This is a genomic window from Xanthomonas sp. DAR 80977 (assembly GCF_041240605.1).
Lineage (GTDB): Bacteria > Pseudomonadota > Gammaproteobacteria > Xanthomonadales > Xanthomonadaceae > Xanthomonas_A > Xanthomonas_A bundabergensis.
On the sequence record NZ_CP162487.1, the window covers coordinates 2946820 to 2969146 of the forward strand.

The window sequence follows — 22327 nt, forward strand, 5'->3', positions numbered from 1 at the left end:
GCCCTCTCCGCCCTGCCCCGCGCGCGCCGCGCCGACGGCCCGCGTCTTCGCGCCGCGACCTGGGCGTGGCCGATGAACGACTTCGTGCGCCTGGTGGAAGTGGGACCGCGCGACGGCCTGCAGAACGAGAAGGCCTGGGTCGCCACCGCCGACAAGATCGAACTGATCGCGCAGCTGTCGCGCACCGGCCTGCGCAGCATCGAGGCGACCAGCTTCGTCAGCCCGAAATGGGTGCCGCAGCTGGCCGATGCGGCCGAGGTCTATGCCGGCATCGTGCCGGCGCCCGATGTGGACTACCCGGTGCTGGTGCCGAACCTGCAGGGCTACGAACGCGCGGCCGCGGTCGGCGTGCGCGAGGTCGCGGTGTTCACCGCCGCCTCGGAGACCTTCAACCGCACCAACACCAACGCCGGCATCGACGAATCGCTGGCGCGCTTCGCGCCGGTGCTGGCGCGCGCGGCCGCCGACGGGGTCAAGGTGCGCGGCTACGTCTCCACCGTGCTCGGCTGCCCCTACCAGGGCGCCGTGCCGCTGGCCGACGTGGTGCGGGTGGCGCGGCAGCTGCACGCGATGGGCTGCTACGAGATCTCGCTGGGCGACACCATCGGCGTCGGCACCCCGGGCAAGGCGCGGGCGATGCTGCGCGCGGTCGCCGCCGAGGTGCCGATGGCGGCGCTGGCGGTGCATTTCCACGACACCTACGGCCAGGCCCTGGCCAATATCGCCGCGTGCCTGGAGGAAGGCGTGCGCGTGGTAGATGCGGCGGTGTCCGGCGCCGGCGGCTGCCCGTACGCCAAGGGCGCCAGCGGCAACGTGGCCAGCGAGGATGTGGTCTACCTGCTGCACGGCAACGGCGTGGCCACCGGCATCGACCTGCAGGCGCTGGCCGCGACCGGGCGCTGGCTGGCGCAGAAACTCGGCCGGCCGACCGGCAGCAAGGTCGGCCAGGCGTTGGCGGCGGCGTGACCGCGGCCGACCGGCGCGCCTGGATCGGCGCGCCGGCAGTGCCCACCGATCCTGCACCGGCAGTGCCTCACGCAACTTGCCGCGCATGCATGTCGAGGCAGTTCCAGGCCGACACTCACAGGCGCTGACGCGAACGCGGTCGCCGACCGGCGGCGCACGCCAGCGTGGCCATGGCAACACTGCGGCCCGAGTACGCCAGCCGCGCAGGCAGCCGCGGCACACGCGAAGCGCGATGCACCTGCCTGGCTTGGCATGCGCCTCCACGCGCTTGCCGCCGCCAGCCGGACAGTGGCGGCGGCGAGTCGGCTAAAATGCGCGCTTTCCTGGGAGGGAGCACCCAATGCAGCTTGCCGATATCCGCGCGGTGGTCACCGGCGGCGTCTCCGGTCTCGGCCTGGCGGTGGCGCAGCGCATCGTCGCCGACGGCGGCAAGGTCGCGCTGTTCGACCTCAACGACGACAAGGGCGCCTCGGCGGTCGCCGCGCTCGGCGCGGCGCAGGCGCGCTATTTCCGCACCGACGTCAGCGACGAGGCGCAGGTGGTGGCGCAGCTCGGCGCGGCGCGCGCGTTCCTCGGCGGGCTCAACGCCGCGATCAACTGCGCCGGCATCCTCGGCGCCGGCCGCGTGCTCGGCAAGGACGCGCCGATGCCGCTGGCCACCTTCCAGGGCACGGTGATGGTCAACCTGGTCGGCAGCTTCAACGTCGCCAAGGCCGCGGCCGACCTGATGCAGCACAACGCGCCGGGCGAGGACGGCGAGCGCGGCGCGATCGTCAACACCGCCAGCGTCGCCGCCTACGAAGGCCAGATCGGCCAGGCCGCGTATGCCGCCTCCAAGGGCGGCGTGGTGGCGATGACCCTGCCGATGGCGCGCGAACTGGCGCGCTTCGGCATCCGCGTCAACACCATCGCCCCGGGCATCTTCTGGACCCCGATGGTGGACGGCATGCCCGAGGCGGTGCAGCAGTCGCTGGCCGCGTCGATCCCGTTCCCGCCGCGGCTCGGCCGCCCGGAGGAATTCGCCGACACGGTGCTGTTCCTGCTGCGCAACCGCTATCTCAACGGCGAGGTCATCCGCCTCGACGGCGCGGTACGCTTGGCGCCCAAGTAGCGGGGATTCGTGATTCGGGATTGGGGATTCGTAAAAGCGCCCCGCCCCCTTCGCCCCCCGCCCTGCTCTTTACCAATCCCGAATCTCCAATCCCCAATCCCGGCTCCCAACCCATGAAAGCCAACGAAATCAAGAAAGGCAACGTCGTCGAGTACAACAACGGCGTCTATCAGATCCGCGACATCGAGCGCAGCTCGCCGCAGGGCCGCGGCGGCAACGTTCGCTTCCGCTTCGTGATGTACAGCGTGCCGGGCGGCAACAAGCTCGACGCCAGCTTCGACGGCGACGACGACCTGCGCGAAGTCGACCTGATGCGCCGCCAGGCCACCTTCTCGTACAAGGACGGCGAGGCGTTCGTGTTCCTCGACGACGAGGACTACACCCCGTACACCCTCGACGCCGACGTGATCGGCGACGACGCCGGCTACATCACCGAGGGCCTGAGCGGCCTCTACGTGCAGGTCATCGACGACCAGCCGGTGGCGGTGCAGCTGCCGCAGAGCGTGACCCTGGAAGTGGTCGAGACCCCGCCGGAGCTGAAGGGCGGCACCGCGACCAAGCGGCCGAAGCCGGCCAAGCTCAATACCGGGATCGAGATCATGGTGCCGGAGTACATCGGCAACGGCGAGCGCGTGCTGGTCAACACCACCACCGGCGAGTTCGCCGGACGTGCGGACTGAGCGCATGCGCGCACGCCACAGCATCGTCCTGGCGGCGTTGCTGAGCCTGCCGGGCCTGGCCACGGCCGCCGCCAGGCCCACGCCCGCGGCGCAGCCCCAGGCCGCCTGCACGATCCCCGCGGAGGTGGATCCGGAGCACCACGCCGGCTTCTGCGCGCTGCCGCAGGAGATCCGTGCGTTCGTCGCGCGCCAGGACGTGTGCACCCACTTCGCCGGCGAGGAGCCCTACGATGCCGCGCGCCGCCGCGAGCTGGAAAAGGCGATGGCCAAGTACTGCGACGGCAACGAGGCGACCTGGGCCAGGCTGCGCGCGAAGTATCGGCAGGACCCGGTGCGCGACGCCTGGTTGAGCCGCTATGGCGAAGACGCCGATCTGGATTTGCCGTAACGGCCCGGGGCGCGGTGTCGCCGGCCGTCTGTCGCGGCTGAAGCCGCTCCTACAGAAGCTCCGATAGCCCCTGTAGGAGCGGCTTCAGCCGCGACAGATCGTGTCGGACACCCATTCGCCTCCGATGGCGGCAGGACGCACTGCTGCGCTCCGGCACAGCCCCTCGCCATCCGCTCCAGGCGATCAAGCGGCTCCTGTCAGCGGCGAACCCGTTCCCGCGCCCTCATTTCGCATCCGCAGGCTGCAGCAGCGACGGCGACAGCAACTGCAGTCCGCCGCTGTCGCGATTGAGATCGCGCAGCCGCGTGCCCAGCGCCGCCAGGTTCGCGTCGATCTGCTGCAGCTCCGCGCGCAGCGGCGGCGGCAGCAAGGCATGCAGCCGCGCCTGCAGCGCGGCGCCGTCGCTGCGCAACGCGTCGATCCGCGCCTGGCCCTGCAGTTGCAGCCATGCGCGTTCCTGCGCCTGCGGCAGCCCGTAGCCGGGCTGGCCCTGCAGCAGCGTCGACGGTTGGCTCAACAGGCCCTGCTGCGCCAGCAGCGCGCGCACCGCCGCCGCCGCGTCGCGGGTCTCGGCCGCGTCGGCGGTCGCGCTGGCAACACCGGCGTTGCCGGTGTTCTCGGCATCGGCGCCTGCGCCGCCAGCCACCGCCGCAGGCGGATGCGCCTTGTCCAGATAGCGCCGCTTCAACGCATCGCGGCCGCGCTGCTCCTGGCGCCGGCGCGCGGCGTTTTCCAGCAACAGCAAGGCGGCGCTGGCGCGCAGGTCGCCGCGCTGCAGCCAGGGCGCGCGCTGCGCCGCCGGCAGGTCCAGCCAGGCTTCCACGCTGCGCGCGGGCAACGCCAGCTGCGCGCGCGCCACCGCGAACATGGCCGCGTAGTGCGCGCTCGCCGGCGCGAAGTAATAGCCCTGGCGCGCGGCGGCGTCGGCATCGTCCAGCACCGCGGTGTCGGCGACGCCGGCGCGGCCCAGGCGCCGCAGCAGGCCGGTCGGGCTGATTCCGGACAACCGCGCGCCGGCCAGGCGCGGCACGCCGTCGTGCAGCAGCTTGTAGGTTTCCACCGCGCAATTGTTGCTGAGAAAGTAATAGCGCCCGTCGTAGCTCCAGTGCAGCTGCGCGGCGCGCTCCAGCAGCGCCGCGATCTCCTGCGGCGCCAGCGTCAGCGGAATCGACTGCAGGCCGCGCAGCTGCACCTGGGTGTATTCGTCGACCACCTGCCGCAGCGGCAGCACGAACAGCCGCGACGGATACGAACCGACCAGGCCGCGCAGGCTGGAGATCTGCACGTCGTCGACGAAGGCGCGGAACGACAGCACCTTGTGATAGGCCAGGTCCAGCCGGCATTGCGGCCCGGGCGGTCGCCCCGGCGCGCAGATCACCAGCCGCAGCATGCTGTGGCCCCAATGGCTCATCGGCTGCGCGTTGCCCTCGGCCAGCAGGTAGTCCACCGCGTAGACCCGCGCCGGATCCAGTTGCAGCAACGCCGCCTCGTCGGCCAGCGGATCCTGCAGATAGGCCAGGCCGGGCGCGCACGCGGCGGCCGGCGGCGACCAGTCCAGGCGCTGCGCGAAATAGCGCGCCAGCGCCGGGCGCCGGCAGGCGTAGTCCGGATCGAGCAGGAAGTGTTCCAGGTTGACCGCGACGAATTCCGTCGGCGACGTCAGTTCGTAGCGGTCCGGGCTGCGCTCGCTGAAGGCGTTGCGGCCCAGGCGCAGGCCCAGCCGCATCGGGCTGACCTGCCAGCCGGCCAGATCCAGCAGGCGCGGATCCGACGACAGCCGGCCCGCCGCGGAACGGTCGTAGAAGTGCGCCAGTTCATGCAGCAGCGCGGCCAGCGCCGGCCGCCGCGCCGCATCGGCGTCCACATCGCCATCGGCGGCCGCGGCAGGCCGCGCCAGCCACGCGCGCAGCAAGGCCTTGTTCAACAGCAGTTGCCGCGCCTGCGCCCTGCCATGCACCTGCGCCGGCAGGTCGTCGCGCCATTGCAGCGTCAGCGGCGTCTCGATCGCCGCGCTCCAGGCCGGCGGCAGCTTCGGCCGCGCCGCGTCGAGCAGGGCCTGGCTGGCCGCGCGTTCGGGCGCGCTCAGGCCGCGCGCGTCGACCTGCAGTTGCAAGGCCTGCGCGGGTGCCGCGCAGGCCAGGGCCAGCAGCGCAAGCCACGCCAGCCGGCGCAGCCGCCGGCGCGCGATCACAGCGCCAGGATGGCCTGCGCCAGTTGCAGGTCGCTGGCCTGCCGCGCCTGCGGATTGCGCTCGCGCAGCACGTGCAGCGCCGCTTCCAGCTGCACGCCGCGGATGCGGCCGGCGCTGGCGACGAAGCCGGCCGCGTCGTCGCGCGCCTGCAGCACCAGCTTGTCGTCGCCCGAGCTGCTGTCCGAGGACGCCGAACTGCCGGCCGAACCGGCCGAGGCCGAGCCGGCGGAGGTGCCGGCGAAGCTGGAGGCCTGCGCGAACGCCGGGACGGTCAGGATCAACAACAGGGCGCAGCGCACGGTCACTCGGTTCATCGCATCGGTTCCAACGGATCGGGAAAGAGACGCGGGCGGACCGCGTCGGCATAGCCTAGCCGGCCGCTGCCATGCGCGCCAACCGCCGCGCCGCCGCCTGCGCGGCGCGCGGTTCAGGGATCGAACAGCTTGCCGGGATTGAGCAGCCCGGCCGGATCGAACACGCGCTTGACCGCGCGCATCAGCGCGATCTCCTCGGCGCTGCGGGTGCTCTGCAGATACGGCTTCTTGACCAGGCCGATGCCGTGTTCGGCGGAGATGCTGCCGCCATGCTCGGCCAGCACCTGCGCCAGCAGCTTGGTGACCTGCTCGCAGGCGGCGATGAAGTCCGCATCGGCGGTGGCGTCGGGCTTGAGCACGTTGATGTGCAGGTTGCCGTCGCCGATATGGCCGAACCAGACCACGTCGAACTGCGGGTAGGCCGCGCCGAGCAGCGCCTGGGTCTGCGCCAGGAACGCCGGCATCGCCGAGATCCGCACCGACACGTCGTTCTTGTACGGCTTGTAGCGCGCCAGCGCCTCGGTGATGCCTTCGCGCAGGCGCCACAGCTGCGCCGCCTGCGCATCGCTCTGGCTGATCACCCCGTCCAGCACCCAGCCCTGCTCCATGCACGTCTCGAACGCGGCCAGCGCCGCGGCTTCCTGCGTCTCGTCGCCGCTGGCGTACTCGGTGACCACGTAATACGGGTAGACCGTGTCGAACGGCGCCTGCGCGCCGTGCGCCAGCACATGTTCCAACGCGCGATCGGTGAAGAATTCGAACGCCTCCAGCTGCAGGCGGCCGCGGAACGCGGCGAACACCTGCATCAGCACCTCGAACGAGGGCAGCGCCAGCAGCATCACGTTGCTCGGCGGCGGCGGATCGGTCAGCCGCAGCGTGGCCTCCACGACGATGCCGAGCGTGCCTTCCGAGCCGATCAGCAACTGGCGGAAATCGTAGCCGCTGGAATTCTTGATCAGCCCGCGGTTGAGTTCGAGCAGCTCGCCGCTGCCGGTGACCACCTTGAGCCCGGCGATCCATTCGCGGGTATTGCCGTAGCGGATCACGCGGATGCCGCCGGCGTTGGTGGCGATGTTGCCGCCGATCGAACAGGAGCCGCGCGCGGCGAAATCCACCGGATACACCAGCCCGTGCTCGCGCGCCGCGTTGTGCACCGCTTCCAGCGGCATGCCGGCCTGCACGGTGAGGGTGCGGTCGACCGCGTCGAACGCCAGCGCCTTGTTCATCCGCTCCAGGCTCAGCACCAGTTCGCCGTGCGCGGCCACCGCGCCGCCGGACAGGCCGGTGCGGCCGCCGGAAGGCACCACCGCCACCGCGTGCGCGTTGGCCCAGCGCAGCACCGCCTGCACCTCGTCCACCGTCGCCGGCAGCGCGATCGCCAGCGGCGCCGGCGTCCAGCGCCGGGTCCAGTCGCGGCCGTAGTGCTCCAGGTCGGCGGGGTCGGTCTTCAGGCGCAGTCCGGGAACGGCGTGCGTAAGGGCATCCAGGCGCGGGTCGGTCATCGGCTCAGAGGTCGGGGCGAAGGCAAGCGTTCAAGCCTGCCAGCGTTGTGCGGCGGCGTCCAGTTGGGCGGGACTCGGGACTGGGGACTCGCAGGGAGCCTGGGTCTGACGTTGCCCCCTCGCTTCATGCTGATGCTCCTGCTCTTCCGAGTCCCCAGTCCCGAGTCCCCAGTCCCGAACAGATGCAACTGAAACCTTTGCCAGCATCGCGTTCGCGCCGCCCCGGCGTCCTATTGCGGCGCACCAAAGCGCGGACGCATCTGGCATAGTGACCGACCCTTTCGCCTCGCCGTGTCGCCGCAATGTCGCCCAAGAGAACCTCGTTTCCGAAGCAGGATATCCGCGTGCTGTTGCTCGAAGGCATCAGCCAGACCGCCATCGACGTGTTCCGCGCCGCCGGCTACTCGCAGATCGAACTGCACGCCAAGTCGCTGCCGGAACAGGAACTGAAGGCGCGCATCGCCGAGGCGCACATCGTCGGCATCCGCTCGCGCACCCAGCTCAGCGCCGAGGTGCTGGCGCAGGCCAAGCGCCTGATCGCGGTCGGTTGCTTCTGCATCGGCACCAACCAGGTGGACCTGGACGCGGCCGAGCTGGCCGGCATCCCGGTGTTCAACGCGCCCTATTCCAACACCCGCAGCGTCGCCGAGCTGGTCATCGCCGAGGCGATCCTGCTGCTGCGCGGCATTCCGCAGAAGAACGCCGAATGCCACCGCGGCGGCTGGTCGAAGTCGGCCGCCGGCAGCCACGAGACCCGCGGCAAGGTGCTGGGTATCGTCGGCTACGGGCATATCGGCACCCAGGTCGGCGTGCTGGCCGAATCGCTGGGCATGCAGGTGATCTTCCACGACATCGAGGCCAAGCTGTCGCTGGGCAACGCGCGCGCGGCGACCGACCTGGACGAGCTGTTGGCGCGTTCGGACGTGGTGACCCTGCACGTGCCGGAAACCGCCGCGACCAAGGACATGATCGGCGCGGCGCAGATCGCGCAGATGAAGCCCGGCGCGCACCTGATCAACGCCTCGCGCGGCACCGTGATCGACATCGCCGCGCTGGACGCGGCGCTGCGCTCCGGCCACATCGGCGGCGCGGCGGTGGACGTGTTCCCGGTCGAGCCCAAGGGCAACGGCGACCTGTTCGAATCGCCGCTGGCCGCGCACGACAACGTGATCCTGACCCCGCACGTGGGCGGCAGCACGCTGGAAGCGCAGGACAACATCGGCGTGGAGGTGGCGGCCAAGCTGGTGCGCTACAGCGACAACGGCAGCACCCTGTCGGCGGTGAACTTCCCCGAGGTCACCCTGCCCGAGCACGCCGAGAGCCTGCGCCTGCTGCACATCCACCGCAACGTGCCAGGCGTGCTGTCGCAGATCAACGAACTGTTCTCGCGCCACAACGTCAACATCGACGGCCAGTTCCTGCGCACCGACCCCAAGGTCGGCTACGTGGTGATCGACGTCGCCGCCAGCGAGGAACTGGCGGGGGTGCTGAAGGACGAGCTGGGGCAGATCGCCGGCACGCTGCGCACGCGGATTCTCTACTGACGGGGATTGGGGAGTCGTGATTGGGGATTCGTAAGAGCGGCGGCGCTGGCGAGTCATTCATGCGGCTGCAATCTGGCTTGGGTCGATTGCAGTGGCGCAAAAAACGCGGATCACGCGACCTACGACGCTCTTGCGAATCCCCAATCCCGAATCCCGAATCCCGGCCCCTTAGGGCTGCAACTCGCCGCGCAGCCCTTCGCTCAACAGATAGTCGTCGGCCTTCAGGTACCAGCGCTCCGGGCCGGTGGTGACCGCCTCCATGTACAGGCCGTCGCCGTCCTCGCGCGGCGGGCGCTGCAGGCTGACGATCGCCACGCCATGCGGCGGCCCGCTCAAGGCCAGCAGCGCACGTTGCACGGTGCGCGCCAGGTCGGCCGAGTCCATCCGCTCGTCGAGCGGGCGGAACGCCAGGCGGTAGGTGAACGAAGCGGCGGCGCGGGACATGGGCAGGGACAGGCAACGGGCGCCCAAGGGTACCCAATCCCGCCATGCCCGCCCAGCGGCCGCGCATGCCCGGCGCCCGGACCGGCCGGTCAGGCAGCGCCCGTCGCCGGGGGCCTCCCTCAGCTGCCGCCGTGCGCCAGCCACTTGCCGGCCATCCGCCGCAGCGATGGATCCAGGTCGGGCTCGGCCAGCAGCTCGGCGATCGGGCGCCAGGCCAGGGCCAGCGACTCGGCGCTGACCGCGAACGCCTCGTCGGCGCCGGCGCGCACCACGTAGCGCGCGTCGAAGTGCCAGTGGCCCGGCACGTCCTGGCGCTCGGGGATCCAGTGCCGGTCCAGGTCGAACAGGACGCCATCGTGCAGCGCCAGTCCGGGCAGCCCCGACTCCTCCTCGGCTTCCTTCAGCGCCACCAGCGCCAGGTCGCGGTCGCCGTCGGCGTGCCCGCCCAACTGCAGCCAGCGCTGCAGCTTGCGGTGGTGGGTCAGCAGGGTGCGCGCGCCGTCGGCGCTGACCAGCCAGGCCGAGCCGGTGAAATGGCCGTCCAGCCGCGCGCGCACGAACGGGTCCTGCGCGTCGTCCAGCAAGGCCAGGAATTGCGCGGCAACCTCGGCCTCCTGCGGCCAACGGACGGCATAGGCCTGCAACTGGCGGCGCAGGGAGAGGTCCGGCATGGGGGGTTCTCGCGATCGGGGGCGGCCATTATCGCCGCCGCCGGTGCGGCGCGGCTTGTGGCGGCCGTCCGGCTTTGGCATGGTACGACGCTTGCGTGGCCCGCTTGGGCCTAGCGCACCATCGTTACCGGGGCACTACGGCCCCGATCGCCACCGGGGAATGCACCGCATGCTGAAGTCTCTGTTGAGGGTCAAGCCGATCGAGCCTGCCGGCCACGTCGATGCCGGCGAACCGTTCGAAGGCAGCCTGGAAGGCGAAGCCACGCTGAAACGGACCCTCACCGCCAAGCACCTGATCATGCTCGGCATCGGTGCGGTGATCGGTGCGGGCATCTTCGTGCTGACCGGCCAGGCCGCGGCCAACCATGCCGGCCCGGCGGTGATGCTGTCGTTCGTGTTCGCCGGCATCGCCTGCGCCTTCGCCGGCCTGTGCTACGCCGAGTTCGCGGCGATGATGCCGGTCTCCGGCAGCGCCTATTCCTACTCCTACACCACCCTGGGCGAAGGCGTGGCCTGGTTCATCGGCTGGTGCCTGGTGCTGGAATACCTGTTCGCCGGCTCCAGCGTCGCGGTCGGCTGGTCGGCCTACCTGATCAGCTTCCTCACCGGCACCCTGGGGCTGCCGTTCCCGGCGGAACTGGCCGGCGCGCCACTGGCCTGGAACGGCCACGCCTTCGTCGCCTCCGGCGGCATCGTCAACCTGCCGGCGGTGCTGATCGTGGTCGCGGTCAGCGCGCTGTGCTACGTCGGCGTCACCCAGTCGGCGTTCGCCAACGCCATCGTGGTGGCGATCAAGGTCCTGGTGATCTGCCTGTTCGTCGGCTTCGGCGTGTCCCATGTCGACCCGGCCAACTGGCACCCGTTCATTCCCGAGAACACCGGGCCGGGCCAGTTCGGCTGGAGCGGCGTGTTCCGCGCCGCCTCGATCGTGTTCTTCTCCTACATCGGCTTCGACGCGGTCTCCACCTCGGCCGGCGAGACCAAGGACCCGCAGCGCAACATGCCGATCGGCATCCTGGTGTCGCTGGCGGTGTGCACGGTCATCTACATCATCGTCTGCGCGGTGCTGACCGGCCTGCTGCCCTACACCCAGCTCGGCACCGCCAAGCCGGTCGCCACCGCGCTGGAGCACTACCCCAGCCTGGCCTGGCTGAAGACCGCGGTGGAGATCGGCGCCATCGCCGGCCTGTCCTCGGTGGTGCTGGTGATGCTGATGGCGCAGCCGCGCATCTTCTACACCATGTCCCGCGACGGCCTGCTGCCGAAGCTGTTCGGCAAGGTGCACCGCAAGTTCCACACACCCTACGTCGGCACCATCTTCGTCGGCGTGGTCGCCGCGCTGCTGGCCGGGCTGATCCCGCTGGACGTGCTCGGCGAACTGGTGTCGATGGGCACCCTGCTCGCCTTCGCCACCGTCTGCGTCGGGGTGCTGGTGCTGCGCTTCACCAAGCCGGACCTGCCGCGCCCGTTCCGGGTGCCGTTCGCGATGCTGATCTGCCCGCTCGGCGCGCTGGCCTGCCTGTTCCTGTTCCTGCAGGCGTTCCAGGAACACTGGAAGGTGTTCGTCGGCTGGACCGTGATCGGCCTGTTCATCTATTTCGGCTACGGCATCCGCCACAGCCGCCTGGCCAAGGCCTGATCCTTCCGCGAAGACCGGCGCCCGCGCCGGTCTTCGCGTTCGTCCCTTCGTCCATCGCGCGCAGCGCCAGGCTGGAACCGCTCCATGTTCAAACAACTCTGGGCCACCAAACACCCCCATGCCAGCCACGAGGACGCCGGCGGCCTGGGCCTGCAGCGCGCACTCGGCCCCTGGGGCCTGACCGCGCTGGGCATCGGCGCGGTGATCGGCGGCGGCATCTTCGTCATCACCGGCCAAGCCGCGGCCAACCATGCCGGCCCGGCGATCATGCTGTCGTTCGTGCTGGCCGCGCTGTGCTGCGCGTTCTGCGCGCTGGCCTACGCCGAGTTCGCGGCGATGGTGCCGGTGTCCGGCAGCGCCTACACCTACACCTACGCCACCTTCGGCGAACTGGCGGCCTGGTTCATCGGCTGGATGCTGGTGCTGGAATACGGCGTATCGGCCTCGGCGGTGGCGGTGAGCTGGACCGGCTATTTCCTGAGCCTGCTCGACCATTTCGGCATCCACCTGCCCGCGGCGCTGGTCAACGCGCCGCTGGACGGCAAGCTGCAGCGCACCGGCGCGATCGCCAACCTGCCCGCCGCCGGCATCGTGCTGCTGCTGACCTGGCTGTGCTACGTCGGCATCCGCAAGTCCTCGGCGATGAACATGGCGATGGTGGTGCTGAAGACCGGGCTGATCCTGCTGGTGATCGCCGCCGGCTGGAAGTACGTGGACAGCGCCAACTGGCACCCGTTCATCCCGGCCAACGAAGGCCCGGGCAAGTACGGCATGGAGGGCGTGCTGCGCGGCGCGGCGATGGTGTTCTTCGCCTACATCGGCTTCGAGGCGGTGTCGGTGGCGGCGCAGGAATCGCACCGGCCGCAGCGCGACCTGCCGATCGGCATGATCCTGTCGCTGGTGATCTGCACCGTGCTGTACATCGCCATGGCCGCGGTGATGACCGGGCTGGTGCCCTACACCCAGCTAGGCACCGACGAGCCGGTGGTGACCGCGGTGGGCGCGCATCCGCAGCTGGCCTGGCTGCGGGTGGTGGTGGAGGTCGGCGCGCTGATCGGCCTGTCCTCGGTGGTGCTGGTGATGATCATCGGCCAGCCGCGGATCTTCATGATCATCGCCCGCGACGGGCTGCTGCCGCCGGTGTTCACCAAGATCCATCCCAAGTACCGCACCCCGCACGTCAACACGGTGATCACCGGCATCGGCATCGCGCTGCTGGCGGCGGTGTTCCCGCTGGACGTGCTCGGCGAGCTGACCTCGATGGGCACGCTGATCGCCTTCGCCGCGGTCTGCGCCGGGGTGCTGATCCTGCGCCGCACCCAGCCGGACCTGCCGCGCCCGTTCCGCATCCCGTTCGCCTGGCCGATCTGCATCGCCGGCGTGCTCAGCTGCCTGGCGCTGCTGTCGGCGATGACCGCGCACAACTGGCTGCTGATGGGCGGCTGGACCGTGCTCGGCCTGCTCATCTATTTCGGCTACGGCTTCCGCCACAGCCGTCTGCGTGCCACACAGGCTCGCTAGAATAGGGGCATGAACGCACAGCCCTACGATACCGAACGCCTGCGCACGCTGGCCCAGCTGCTGATCGGCAACATCCGCGAACTGTCGGCGGCCGGCTGGACCCCGGCCACCAGCAGCAACTTTTCGCACCGGCTCGACGCCGCGCATGCCGCGATCACCGTGTCCGGCCGCGACAAGGGCCGGCTGGTCGAGGCCGACATCATGGTGGTGGACTTCGACGGCAAGGCGGTCGGCAGCGATCACCGGCCCTCGGCCGAGACCCTGCTGCACACCCAGCTGTATCGCCGCTTCCCGGAGATCGGCTGCGTGCTGCACACGCACTCGCCGGTGCAGACCATCGCCTCGCGGCTGTACGCGCCCGCCGGCCACGTGCGCCTGGAAGGCTACGAGCTACTGAAGGCGCTGCACGGCAACCAGACCCACGAGACCGCGGTGGACCTGCCGGTGTTCGCCAACACCCAGGACATGACCGTGCTGGCCGCGCAGGTGGACGCGCTGCTGGACCGCACCGCGCTGTGGGGCTACCTGATCGACGGCCACGGCCTGTACGCCTGGGGCCGCGACATGGCCGAGGCGCGCCGCCACCTGGAAGCGATCGAGTTCCTGCTGCATTGCGAGCTGGAACTGCGCAAGCTGCGCGCAGTGTCGGGCTGATCCCCGGCACGGCGCCCGCGCGACAGCGTTCCAGCGCCGCAACGGCGGCTTCCCCGCCAGCTGCTACCCTTTTCCTCCCACCACGACGCCCTCGCCCGCCGCCATGAGCCGACTCCGCATCTTCGCCGAAACCACTCCCGACGCGCCGCTGTTCGACAGCCGCGATGGCGACGCGATCGCCGCCGAGCTGCGCAAGATCGGCGTCACCTTCGAGCGCTGGCAGGCCGACCAGCCGATCGAGGCCGGCGCCACCCCGGAGGCGGTGATGGCCGCCTACAGGACCGACATCGACCGGTTGGTGGCCGAGCACGGCTTCAAGACCGTGGACGTGGTCAGCATCGCCCCGGACCACCCGCAGCGCGAGGAGATGCGCAAGAAGTTCCTCGAGGAGCATTTCCACAAGGAGGACGAAGTGCGTTTCTTCGTCGCCGGCTCGGGACTGTTCACCCTGCACGTGGACGGCAAGGTCTACGAGATCGAATGCGTGCAGAACGACCTGATCGCGGTGCCCGACGGCACCCACCACTGGTTCGACATGGGCCCGGAACCGCGCTTCGTCGCGATCCGCTTCTTCACCGAGCCGGACGGCTGGGTCGGCCATTTCACCGGCACCGACATCGCCCAGCGCTTCCCGCGCTACGAAGCGGCGCTGCGCGGCGAGGCGAACTGAGCGATGAGCGCCCCCCGCGTGATCCTGACCGACATCGAAGGCACCACCAGCAGCATCTCCTTCGTCAAGGACGTGCTGTTCCCGTACGCGCGCCGCGCCCTGCCCGAGTTCGTGCGCGCGCACGGCCAGCAGCCGCAGGTGCGGCAATGGCTGGACGCGGTGGCGGCCGAATCCGGCGGCATCTGCAGCGACGCGGTGATCGTGGAGACGCTGCAGGGCTGGATCGACCAGGACCGCAAGCACACCGCGCTGAAGGCGCTGCAGGGCATGGTCTGGGAGGCCGGCTACCGCGACGCCGACTTCGCCGCGCACATCTACCCCGACGCCGCGCCGGCGCTGCGCCGCTGGCACGCCGACGGCCACCCGCTGTACGTGTACTCGTCCGGCTCGGTGCCGGCGCAGAAACTGTTCTTCGGCCATAGCGACGCCGGCGACCTGAGCGGGCTGTTCTCCGGCTGGTTCGACACCGAAGTCGGCGCCAAGCGCGAGGCGGCCAGCTATGCGCGCATCGCCGAGGCCACCGGCACTGCGCCCGCGCAGATCGTGTTCCTGTCCGACGTGGTCGCCGAACTCGATGCCGCGCGCGACGCCGGGCTGGACACGGTGCTGGTCGATCGCCGCGAGGACTATCCCGAACCGCGCCTTGGCGATGCCTGCAACGGCCACCGGCGCGTGGAGAGCTTCGCCGACCTGGCGCTGTGAGCGCCGCGGCCGCCGCCGTGCGTCGCCGCGTTCTTCCTGTGCCGCCCACGCCGCCCATGCCTTGGTTCCTGCGCAGCCTCAGCGGGTCGTACCGCCGCCTGGCCCTGGCCCTGCTGCTGGCGCTGCTGCTGCCCGCCTGCCATCCGGATGCCGGCGCAGCGCAGGCGCCGGCGCCGGCAGCGGCGGACGCGCCGGTCGATCCGCTCGACCAGGCGCAGCTGCACAAGGCGCTGGCCGCGCTGCGACCGCAGCGGCCGGGCGTGACCGACCTGTACGTGGTCGGCTTCGCCGGCGACGCCAGCGAGGACGTGTTCCGCAACGAGACCCTGTACCTGCGCCAGCTGTTCGCGCAGCGCTTCGACGCGGCGGGACGCATCGTCACCCTGATCAACCACGCCGACAATCTCGGCGCCCGCGCCTACGCGCCGCAGGCCTCGTACGACAACCTGGCCGATACGCTGCAGCGGATCGGCAAGCTGATGGACCGGCGCGAGGATGCGCTGCTGCTGTTCCTGACCAGCCACGGCACCGAGCAGCACGAGTTGTATGTGCAGTTCGGTCCCGGCGAAGACGCCGACTACGACACCATCACCCCCAAGGAACTGCGCGGGCTGCTCGACGACGCCGGCATCCGCAACCGGGTGATCGTGCTGTCGGCGTGCTATTCGGGCGGCTTCGTGCCGGCGCTGAAGAGCCCCGACACGCTGGTCATCACCGCCGCGCGTCGCGACCGGCCCTCGTTCGGTTGCGGCAACACCGCCAGCGCCACCTATTTCGGCCGCGCCTGGCTGATCGACGCGCTGGCGCGGACCAACGATTTCGTCGAGAGCTACCGCCTGGCCACCGCCGAGATCACCGCGCGCGAACAGGCCGAAGGCGAAGCGCCGTCGTATCCGCAGCTGTACGTGGGCGCGCGCATCGCACCGCTGCTGCAGCGCTGGCGCGCGCAGCTGCAGCCGGTTGCGGCGCCGGCGTATCCCTATCCGGAACCGGAGACGGACACAGGCACGGCGGCACCGCCAGAAGCGGCTGGCGACGGCAAGGCCACTGCGAAACCGCACGCCGCGCCGGGCCCGAATGCCGATGATGCAGCTGATGCGGTGGTCGCAGGTTCGGCGCACGCAGCGCACGCCGCATCGCCGACGGCGGCGGTGTCCTCGCACTGAGTCCTGCGGCGATGCGCGCGCGAACGAGCGCGACGCCAGGCACGAAGCGTGCGATCGAGTCCATCCGTTTCATGGGTTTGCGCGCCAATAGATGCGAGTGATTCGCGTTTGATCGCGGAGCCGCGGCGCTCGCTAGACTTCGTCCCGCAGCAAGCCCGCCAGCCTCACGCCAGCCAGCTGCGCCCGATCCTTCCGCCCGCTCGCCTTCGCTCGCCAGCCAGGATCACCTGCTTTCGCCGGCCTCCCTCGTGGAGGCGTTTTTGTTTCTGGGGCCGGCGCTAGATCGGCCTCGGCCTTTTCCGAAGCCTGTGGATTTCCCGCTGCGTTCGGCGCGACTGAAGTTGCTCCTGCAAGGAAGCTTCAGGGGTGCTGATCGGTGCACCGCAGGAGGGGCTTCAGCCCCGACCTGTAGCCGGAACCTGCAGGTTTCCCGCTGCGCTCGTCGCGACTGAAGTCGCTTGTGTCTTCTACGGGTCTATCGTTGAGGTGAGAGCGGAGTGCGGCAGGCCGCTAAGTCGCAGTGCGTCGCAAGCACGGGTAGGAGTCAGGGCCGCCGCACTCCGTTTCTCCTGCCCCACAAGCCCGAACAGTTGCCTGAGCCGCGAGCTCGAACCGACAAGCATGGGCATCGGCAGGAGATCTCTCGTCCCTGAGTCTACTGCGGAGAACGTCCATGTCGCTGCAACGCTTTGTCGGGATTGATGTCGCCAAGGCCGAACTGGCCATTCATGTCTTGCCAGACGGGCTGGACTGGACCCAGGCCAATACGCCCGAGGAGCAGGCCCGCCTGGCCCTGCGGCTGGCGTCGCTGGGATGCGAGCGGATCGTGCTGGAAGCCAGCGGCGGCTACGAACGGGCGGTCCTGCAAGTGCTGTCACAGGCTGGCCTGCCCGTGGTCCGGCTGTCTGCCCAGCGCCCCCGGGCGCTGGCGCACGCGTTGGGGCTCAAGGCCAAGACCGACGCCCTGGATGCGCGGTTGCTGGCCGTGGCGGCCCAATGCCTCCCCGGTCAGCCCACTGCCGTGCTGCCTGCGCCAGTGCAAGCGCTGCGCGAACTGCTTCACCTGCGCAGCACCCTGGTCGCCCAGCGCGATGCGCAGCGCCGGTGCATGGAGCACGTGACCTGCGAGGCGGTGCGTGACCAGTGGCTCGAGGTGATCGCGCTGCTGCAACAGCGCATCAAGGAGATCTCCCGGCAAATCGCCCAGGTCGGTGCGGCCTGTTCACGCTTGCCGACCGTGCCTGGGCTTGGCCCGATCCTGCGCGCCACCCTGGCGGCCCGGCTTCCCGAGCTGGGCAGCGTGCCACCGCGCAAGATCGCCGCCTTGGTCGGGCTGGCGCCGTTCAATCGAGACAGCGGCCGCTGGCACGGCCAACGCCGCATCCAGGGCGGACGCGCCGACGTGCGGCGGGTGCTGTACATGGCCACCTGGGCCGCGATCCGTGCAGGCTCGCCGCTGTCACACACCTACGCACGCCTGACCAGCGCGGGCAAACCCGCCAAGGTCGCCATCGTCGCGTGCATGCACAAGTACCTGCGATGGCTCAACGCCATCGCACGCGATCAGGCACCTTACAGCCCCCCTGCGATCGCTTCTGCATGACAGTTGACTCCTACAAAGGCGCACAGCAACGGGCTGGGGTGCATTGTGGGAGGGACTTCAGTCCCGACGCAGGAGGATGAAACGTGCGCCACTTGCCAGGCAAGAAGTCCATTGCATCAACGCGCAGATCCGCTGCGCGTGCTCAGGGGGTCGCCTCCTGCAGGCGATAGCCGGTACTGGCGCGCTGCTCGCCGCGCCAGCGGTCGAAGGCGCGCACCTCGATGCGGTGCGCGCCGGCGCCCAGGTCGGTCGGCAAGGCGCCGCGCCACAGGTGCTGCGACGGGATCGCTTCCGGCGAGCGGTCGTAGCCGCGCAGCGCCTCGGCCGCGTCGTCGCGGGCGTTCTCGGCGAGCAGGTCCGGATCGGGCTGCTGCACGCGCACCATCGGCTTCCATGCGCCATCGTCGATGCGGTACTCCACGCGACTGTCGTCCTGCCCCATGAACACGTTCGCGTACACCGCCCAGGCCGGATAGGCGCCGCGGCGCAGCAGCTTCGGTGCATGCAGGGTCATCTGCGCATCGTCGGCGGCGCGCGCGGCGTGATAGGCCAGCGCATAGCCGCCGTCGCGCTGCACCGTCAGCAACGCATAACCGTTCGGGGTGCCGTCGGCCATCGTCGCCGCGGGAATGCCGTCGGTATCCTTGGCACCGGACCAGAACGCGCCGCAGGCCGCGCCCACGTTGTATTCGTGCAGTGGCTGCGCGCCATGCCAGCCGTCGTCGGCGCCGTGATAGTAGTGACGCTGGGTGTGGCTGTGGCCGCTGAGCACCAGCACGTGCGGAAATCCCTGCAGCAGCGCGAACAGGCGCGCGCGGTCGGCATGGCGGAAGGTCTCCTTGCCCGGCGCGGCATCGAACAGCGGGATGTGCATGCCCAGCACCAGCAGCCGCTGCTTCGGCAGCGTCGCCAGGTAGGCCTGCAGGAACGCGAACTGGTCCTCGCGCAGGCCGCCGACGTACTTGGGTTGCTGCTGCGGCTGGTAGACCACGTCGTCGAGGAACACGAAGCTAGCGCCGCCCTCCTCCACCGCGTAGGTGTCCGGGCCGTAGGTCGCGCGCCAGCTGGACAGCGAGCCGGCATCGTCGGCCGCATCGACGTTCAAATCGTGGTTGCCGGGCACATGGAACCACGGCACGCCGAGCTTGGCAGTTTCGGCGTTCAGCGCCGGATACAGCGACAGGTCGTCGCTGACCACGTCGCCCAGGGTGGTGCCCAGGCGCGCACGGGTCTTGCCGAGCAGCGGCGCGACGATGTCGCGCGCGTAATAGCCGACGTCGGTCGCCGAGGCGGTCTGGGTATCGGCGAACACCAGCACCTCGGTGCTGACCGCGGCCGGTTGCGCGCGCAGCGCGAAATCCCAGCCATCGGTGGCACCGCCGGTCGGCGCGATGCCCGGGTATTTGAGCGCGGGCGATCCGGCCGGCGCGTAGTGCCGCCAGTACGCCGGCAAGCCGTTGCCGGCGCTGGCGAAGGCGTAGCCGTCGGGCTTGATCACGAACACCGTGCGCCCCGGCTCCACCTGCAGGCGATAGCGGCCCTGCGCATCGGTGCGCACGATGTGCACGCCGTCGGAGACCTGCACGCCGGCGATGCCGCGCTCGCCGCTGCCGCGGCCCGCCTGGCCGTCGCGCTCCTGGTAGACGCTGCCGCTGATCGTCGCCGTCTGCGCCAAGGCGGGCGCGGCGGCGGTCAACAGGCAGAGAAGCAGTACGGCGCGCAGCGGCATGCGTGAAGTCCGGCAATCGAGGGGAGCCTGATTGTAGCCATCCGCCGCGGCACGGCGATGACCGCCGTCGCGCGCGCCTAGGTGTGCCGCGCTTCCAGCACCGCGACCGCGTCGGCCAGGCCCAGGCCGCGCGCGCGCAGCAGCACGGTCAGGTGGTACAGCAGGTCGGCCGATTCGCCGAGCAGCTCGGCATCGCCCTGCGCCACGCCGGCCAATGCGGTTTCCACGCCTTCCTCGCCGACCTTCTGCGCGATGCGCCGGGTGCCCTTCTCGAACAGCTGGGTGGTGTAGCTGCCGGGCGGACGCTCGCGTTCGCGCTGTGCGACCAGGCGGTCGAGCGCGCCCAGGAACTGGCCCGGCGCCTGTGGGAAGCAACTGCTGCGGCCCAGGTGGCAGGTCGGCCCGTGCGGGTGCGCGGTGACCAGCAGCGTGTCGCGGTCGCAGTCGGTCTCGATCGACACCAGGTCCAAGGTGTTGCCCGAGCTTTCGCCCTTGGTCCACAGGCGCTGCTTGCTGCGGCTGTAGAAGGTGACCTTGCCGCTGGCGCGGGTCGCGGCCAGCGCTTCGGCGTTCATGTAGCCGAGCATCAGCACGCGCAGCGTGGCCGCGTCCTGCACCACCACCGGCAGCAGGCCGTCGCCCTTGCTCCAGTCCAGTTCCGCATCCGTGGTCGCGGCGGCGGTGTCGTGCTCATGCGCCATCGCGCACCTCGATCTGTCGTTGGCGCAGGAAGCGCTTGAGGTCGGGAATCGGAATCGCGCCGCTGTGGAACACGCTGGCGGCCAGCGCGCCGTCCACGTCGGCCTGTTCGAACACGTCGGCGAAGTGCTGCAGTTCGCCGGCGCCGCCGGAGGCGACCAGCGGCACCTTGCACAGCGAGCGCACCTCGAACAGCTGGGCGATGTCGTAGCCGCGGCGCACGCCGTCGTTGTCCATGCAGTTGAGCACGATCTCGCCGGCGCCCAGCTGCTGCGCCTCCACCACCCAGTCGACGGTGCGCACGCGCAGCGCCTGGGTCTTGCTCGGGTCGCCGGTGAAGCGGCGCACGCGCCACTGCCCGTCGTCCTCGCGGATCGAATCGATGCCCACCACCACGCACTGCACGCCGAAGGCCTCGGCCAGTTCGGCGATCAGCGCCGGCCGTTCCAGCGCCGGCGAGTTGATCGAGATCTTGTCGGCGCCGGCGTGCAGCACCGCGCGCGCGGTGGCCACGTCGCGGATGCCGCCGGCCACGCAGAACGGGATGTCGATCAGCCGCGCCACGCGCTCGACCCAGGCGTAGTCCACCGAGCGCCCTTCCGGGCTGGCGCCGATGTCGTAGAACACCAGTTCGTCGGCGCCCTGGTCGCGGTAGCGCAGCGCCAGCTCGACGATGTCGCCCATGTCGATGTGGTCGCGGAACTTCACGCCCTTGACCACGCGCCCGTCGCGCACGTCCAGGCACGGGATGATGCGCCGGCTCAGCATGCCAGCGCCTCGTCCAGGCGCAGCCGGCCTTCCAGCAGCGACTTGCCGAGCACCGCGCCGGCGCAGCCGACCTCGCGCGCGGCGCGCACGTCGGCGGCGTCGCGGATGCCGCCGGAGGCCTGCACGTCCACGCCCGGCGCGATCTGGCGCAGATAGGCGTACAGGGCCAGGTTCGGCCCGGACAGCATGCCGTCGCGGGCGATGTCGGTGCACAGCAGGTGTTTCAGCCCGGCCGTGGCGTACTCGACCGCCAGCGCTTCCAGGGTCAGCGAGGAGGTTTCGGTCCAGCCCAGCACCGGCAGCCGCCACACGCCGTGCGCGTCCTGGCGCGTGTCCAGGGCCACGGTGATGCGTTCGGCGCCAAACTCGGCCAGCCATTCCAGTACCGACTCGCGGTCGCGCACCGCCAGCGAGCCGATCACCACCCGCGCCGCGCCGGCGTCGAGCATGCGCTGCACATCGGCGCGCGAGCGCACGCCGCCGCCGGTCTGCACCTGCAACCCGGTCTGCGCGCGGATCTGGCTCAGCAGCGGCGCCAGGGTGTAGCCGCCGGCGCGCGCCGCGTCCAGGTCGACCAGGTGCATCCAGGTCGCGCCGGCGTCGGCGAAGGCCTGCGCACGCGGCAGCGGATCGTCGCCGTAGTGGGTTTCGCGGGCGTAGTCGCCCTGCGCCAGCCGCACCACGCGGCCGTCGCGGATGTCCAGCGCGGGATAGACGATGAAGCTCATGGGAAATCGGTCTCGAGGAAATTGCGCAGGATGCGCGCGCCGGTGCTCGCCGAGCGCTCGGGATGGAACTGCGCGCCGCAGCGGCGGCCGCGCTGCACCACGGCGGTGAACAGGCCGCCGTGGTCGCAGCCGGCCACGGTGTCGGCGGTGACCGGCGCGGCGTAGCCGTGCACGAAATAGGCGCTGGCGTGCTCGGGCAGGCCCTCCAGCAACGGCGACGGGCGCATCGGCAGCAGCCGGTTCCAGCCCATGTGCGGGATGCGGATGCCCAGCGCCGGCGGCATGTGCCGGACCACGCCGCCGAGCAGGCCCAGGCAGTCGACATCGCCTTCTTCCGAATGCTCGAACAGCAGCTGCATGCCCAGGCAGATGCCGATCAGCGGCGCCTGCAGCGCGCGCAGCGGCTCGATCAGGCCTTGCTCGCGCAAGCGCGCCATCGCATGCGGCGCAGCGCCGACCCCGGGCAGGATCACCCGGTCCGCGCCCTGCAGCCCGGCCGCGTCGCGCACCAGCCGCGCTTCCACGCCGAGGCGTTCGAGCGCGTAGCGCACCGATCCGAGGTTGGCGCCGCCGGCATCGATCAGGGCGACGTCGCTCATCGTGGGCTCCCGCTACGCACGGCGCGCATCACAGCACG

General features: G+C 70.6%; 22 protein-coding genes. 12 read left to right on the forward strand and 10 right to left on the reverse strand.

The window, feature by feature from the left end; all coding sequences use genetic code 11:
- The first annotated feature begins 72 nt into the window (after nucleotides 1–72).
- The 4 genes from AB3X10_RS12405 (at nucleotide 73) to AB3X10_RS12420 (ending at nucleotide 3145) form a co-directional block, all read left to right on the forward strand.
- Nucleotides 73–966, forward strand: a complete 894-nt coding sequence (locus AB3X10_RS12405) for a hydroxymethylglutaryl-CoA lyase (protein WP_369975330.1) — start codon at nucleotides 73–75, stop codon at nucleotides 964–966.
- Nucleotides 967–1306: 340 nt separating this feature from the next.
- Nucleotides 1307–2077 carry an SDR family oxidoreductase gene (locus tag AB3X10_RS12410; protein WP_369975332.1) on the forward strand — a complete coding sequence of 257 codons (771 nt, stop codon included), beginning with the start codon at nucleotides 1307–1309 and terminating at the stop codon, nucleotides 2075–2077.
- Nucleotides 2078–2190: 113 nt separating this feature from the next.
- The gene (gene yeiP, locus AB3X10_RS12415; protein ID WP_369975333.1) at nucleotides 2191–2757 is read left to right on the forward strand and encodes an elongation factor P-like protein YeiP; all 567 of its coding nucleotides are present in this window, start codon (nucleotides 2191–2193) and stop codon (nucleotides 2755–2757) included.
- Between the two features lie 4 nt (nucleotides 2758–2761).
- Nucleotides 2762–3145, forward strand: a complete 384-nt coding sequence (locus AB3X10_RS12420) for a hypothetical protein (protein WP_369975334.1) — start codon at nucleotides 2762–2764, stop codon at nucleotides 3143–3145.
- A gap of 223 nt (nucleotides 3146–3368) precedes the next feature.
- On the opposite strand, the gene AB3X10_RS12425 is transcribed toward AB3X10_RS12420, so the two are convergent.
- The 3 genes from AB3X10_RS12425 to AB3X10_RS12435 all read right to left on the reverse strand — a co-directional run bounded on the left by AB3X10_RS12425 (nucleotide 3369) and on the right by AB3X10_RS12435 (nucleotide 7152).
- Nucleotides 3369–5333, reverse strand: a complete 1965-nt coding sequence (locus tag AB3X10_RS12425; RefSeq protein ID WP_369981798.1) for a DUF4105 domain-containing protein — start codon at nucleotides 5331–5333, stop codon at nucleotides 3369–3371.
- Nucleotides 5333–5650: a DUF2388 domain-containing protein gene (locus AB3X10_RS12430; RefSeq protein WP_369975335.1), complete on the reverse strand. Its 318-nt coding sequence runs from the start codon at nucleotides 5648–5650 to the stop codon at nucleotides 5333–5335. The genes AB3X10_RS12425 and AB3X10_RS12430 overlap by 1 nt, the downstream gene beginning before the upstream one ends.
- A gap of 113 nt (nucleotides 5651–5763) precedes the next feature.
- Nucleotides 5764–7152, reverse strand: a complete 1389-nt coding sequence (locus AB3X10_RS12435) for an FAD-binding oxidoreductase (protein ID WP_369975336.1) — start codon at nucleotides 7150–7152, stop codon at nucleotides 5764–5766.
- Between the two features lie 302 nt (nucleotides 7153–7454).
- On the opposite strand from AB3X10_RS12435, the gene serA reads away from it, so the two are divergent.
- Nucleotides 7455–8696, forward strand: a complete 1242-nt coding sequence (serA, locus tag AB3X10_RS12440) for a phosphoglycerate dehydrogenase (RefSeq protein WP_369975337.1) — start codon at nucleotides 7455–7457, stop codon at nucleotides 8694–8696.
- Nucleotides 8697–8864: 168 nt separating this feature from the next.
- Here the strand turns inward: serA and AB3X10_RS12445 are convergent, their stop codons facing one another.
- Complete coding sequence (locus AB3X10_RS12445) at nucleotides 8865–9140, reverse strand: hypothetical protein (RefSeq protein ID WP_369975338.1); 276 nt, start codon at nucleotides 9138–9140, stop codon at nucleotides 8865–8867.
- A 119-nt stretch (nucleotides 9141–9259) separates the two neighbouring features.
- Nucleotides 9260–9811: an NUDIX hydrolase gene (locus AB3X10_RS12450; RefSeq protein ID WP_369975340.1), complete on the reverse strand. Its 552-nt coding sequence runs from the start codon at nucleotides 9809–9811 to the stop codon at nucleotides 9260–9262.
- Nucleotides 9812–9980: 169 nt separating this feature from the next.
- On the opposite strand from AB3X10_RS12450, the gene AB3X10_RS12455 reads away from it, so the two are divergent.
- The 7 genes from AB3X10_RS12455 (at nucleotide 9981) to AB3X10_RS12485 (ending at nucleotide 17766) form a co-directional block, all read left to right on the forward strand.
- A complete protein-coding gene (locus tag AB3X10_RS12455; protein ID WP_369975342.1) occupies nucleotides 9981–11450 on the forward strand; it encodes an amino acid permease in 1470 nt (489 codons plus the stop codon).
- A gap of 84 nt (nucleotides 11451–11534) precedes the next feature.
- Nucleotides 11535–12971 carry an amino acid permease gene (locus AB3X10_RS12460; protein WP_369975343.1) on the forward strand — a complete coding sequence of 479 codons (1437 nt, stop codon included), beginning with the start codon at nucleotides 11535–11537 and terminating at the stop codon, nucleotides 12969–12971.
- Between the two features lie 9 nt (nucleotides 12972–12980).
- Entirely contained in the window at nucleotides 12981–13625 is a 645-nt protein-coding gene (locus AB3X10_RS12465) for a methylthioribulose 1-phosphate dehydratase (RefSeq protein ID WP_369975344.1), read from the forward strand.
- 103 nt (nucleotides 13626–13728) lie between these two features.
- A complete protein-coding gene (locus AB3X10_RS12470) occupies nucleotides 13729–14295 on the forward strand; it encodes a 1,2-dihydroxy-3-keto-5-methylthiopentene dioxygenase (RefSeq protein ID WP_145700141.1) in 567 nt (188 codons plus the stop codon).
- 3 nt (nucleotides 14296–14298) lie between these two features.
- The gene (gene mtnC, locus AB3X10_RS12475) at nucleotides 14299–14997 is read left to right on the forward strand and encodes an acireductone synthase (RefSeq protein ID WP_369975345.1); all 699 of its coding nucleotides are present in this window, start codon (nucleotides 14299–14301) and stop codon (nucleotides 14995–14997) included.
- 56 nt (nucleotides 14998–15053) lie between these two features.
- Nucleotides 15054–16163, forward strand: coding sequence for a C13 family peptidase (locus tag AB3X10_RS12480; RefSeq protein ID WP_369975346.1), 1110 nt, complete (start codon nucleotides 15054–15056; stop codon nucleotides 16161–16163).
- Nucleotides 16164–16836: 673 nt separating this feature from the next.
- A complete protein-coding gene (locus AB3X10_RS12485) occupies nucleotides 16837–17766 on the forward strand; it encodes an IS110 family transposase (protein WP_369975348.1) in 930 nt (309 codons plus the stop codon).
- Between the two features lie 142 nt (nucleotides 17767–17908).
- Here AB3X10_RS12485 and AB3X10_RS12490 read toward each other — a convergent pair whose 3' ends face one another.
- The 5 genes from AB3X10_RS12490 to hisH form a co-directional block, all read right to left on the reverse strand.
- Nucleotides 17909–19495, reverse strand: coding sequence for a calcineurin-like phosphoesterase C-terminal domain-containing protein (locus AB3X10_RS12490; protein ID WP_369975349.1), 1587 nt, complete (start codon nucleotides 19493–19495; stop codon nucleotides 17909–17911).
- Between the two features lie 77 nt (nucleotides 19496–19572).
- Nucleotides 19573–20196 carry a bifunctional phosphoribosyl-AMP cyclohydrolase/phosphoribosyl-ATP diphosphatase HisIE gene (gene hisIE, locus AB3X10_RS12495; protein ID WP_369975350.1) on the reverse strand — a complete coding sequence of 208 codons (624 nt, stop codon included), beginning with the start codon at nucleotides 20194–20196 and terminating at the stop codon, nucleotides 19573–19575.
- Nucleotides 20186–20962: an imidazole glycerol phosphate synthase subunit HisF gene (gene hisF / locus AB3X10_RS12500; RefSeq protein WP_369975351.1), complete on the reverse strand. Its 777-nt coding sequence runs from the start codon at nucleotides 20960–20962 to the stop codon at nucleotides 20186–20188. The genes hisIE and hisF overlap by 11 nt, the downstream gene beginning before the upstream one ends.
- Nucleotides 20956–21690: a 1-(5-phosphoribosyl)-5-[(5-phosphoribosylamino)methylideneamino]imidazole-4-carboxamide isomerase gene (gene hisA / locus AB3X10_RS12505; protein WP_369975353.1), complete on the reverse strand. Its 735-nt coding sequence runs from the start codon at nucleotides 21688–21690 to the stop codon at nucleotides 20956–20958. The genes hisF and hisA overlap by 7 nt, the downstream gene beginning before the upstream one ends.
- Nucleotides 21687–22289 carry an imidazole glycerol phosphate synthase subunit HisH gene (gene hisH, locus AB3X10_RS12510; protein WP_369975355.1) on the reverse strand — a complete coding sequence of 201 codons (603 nt, stop codon included), beginning with the start codon at nucleotides 22287–22289 and terminating at the stop codon, nucleotides 21687–21689. The genes hisA and hisH overlap by 4 nt, the downstream gene beginning before the upstream one ends.
- Nucleotides 22290–22327: the final 38 nt, after the last annotated feature.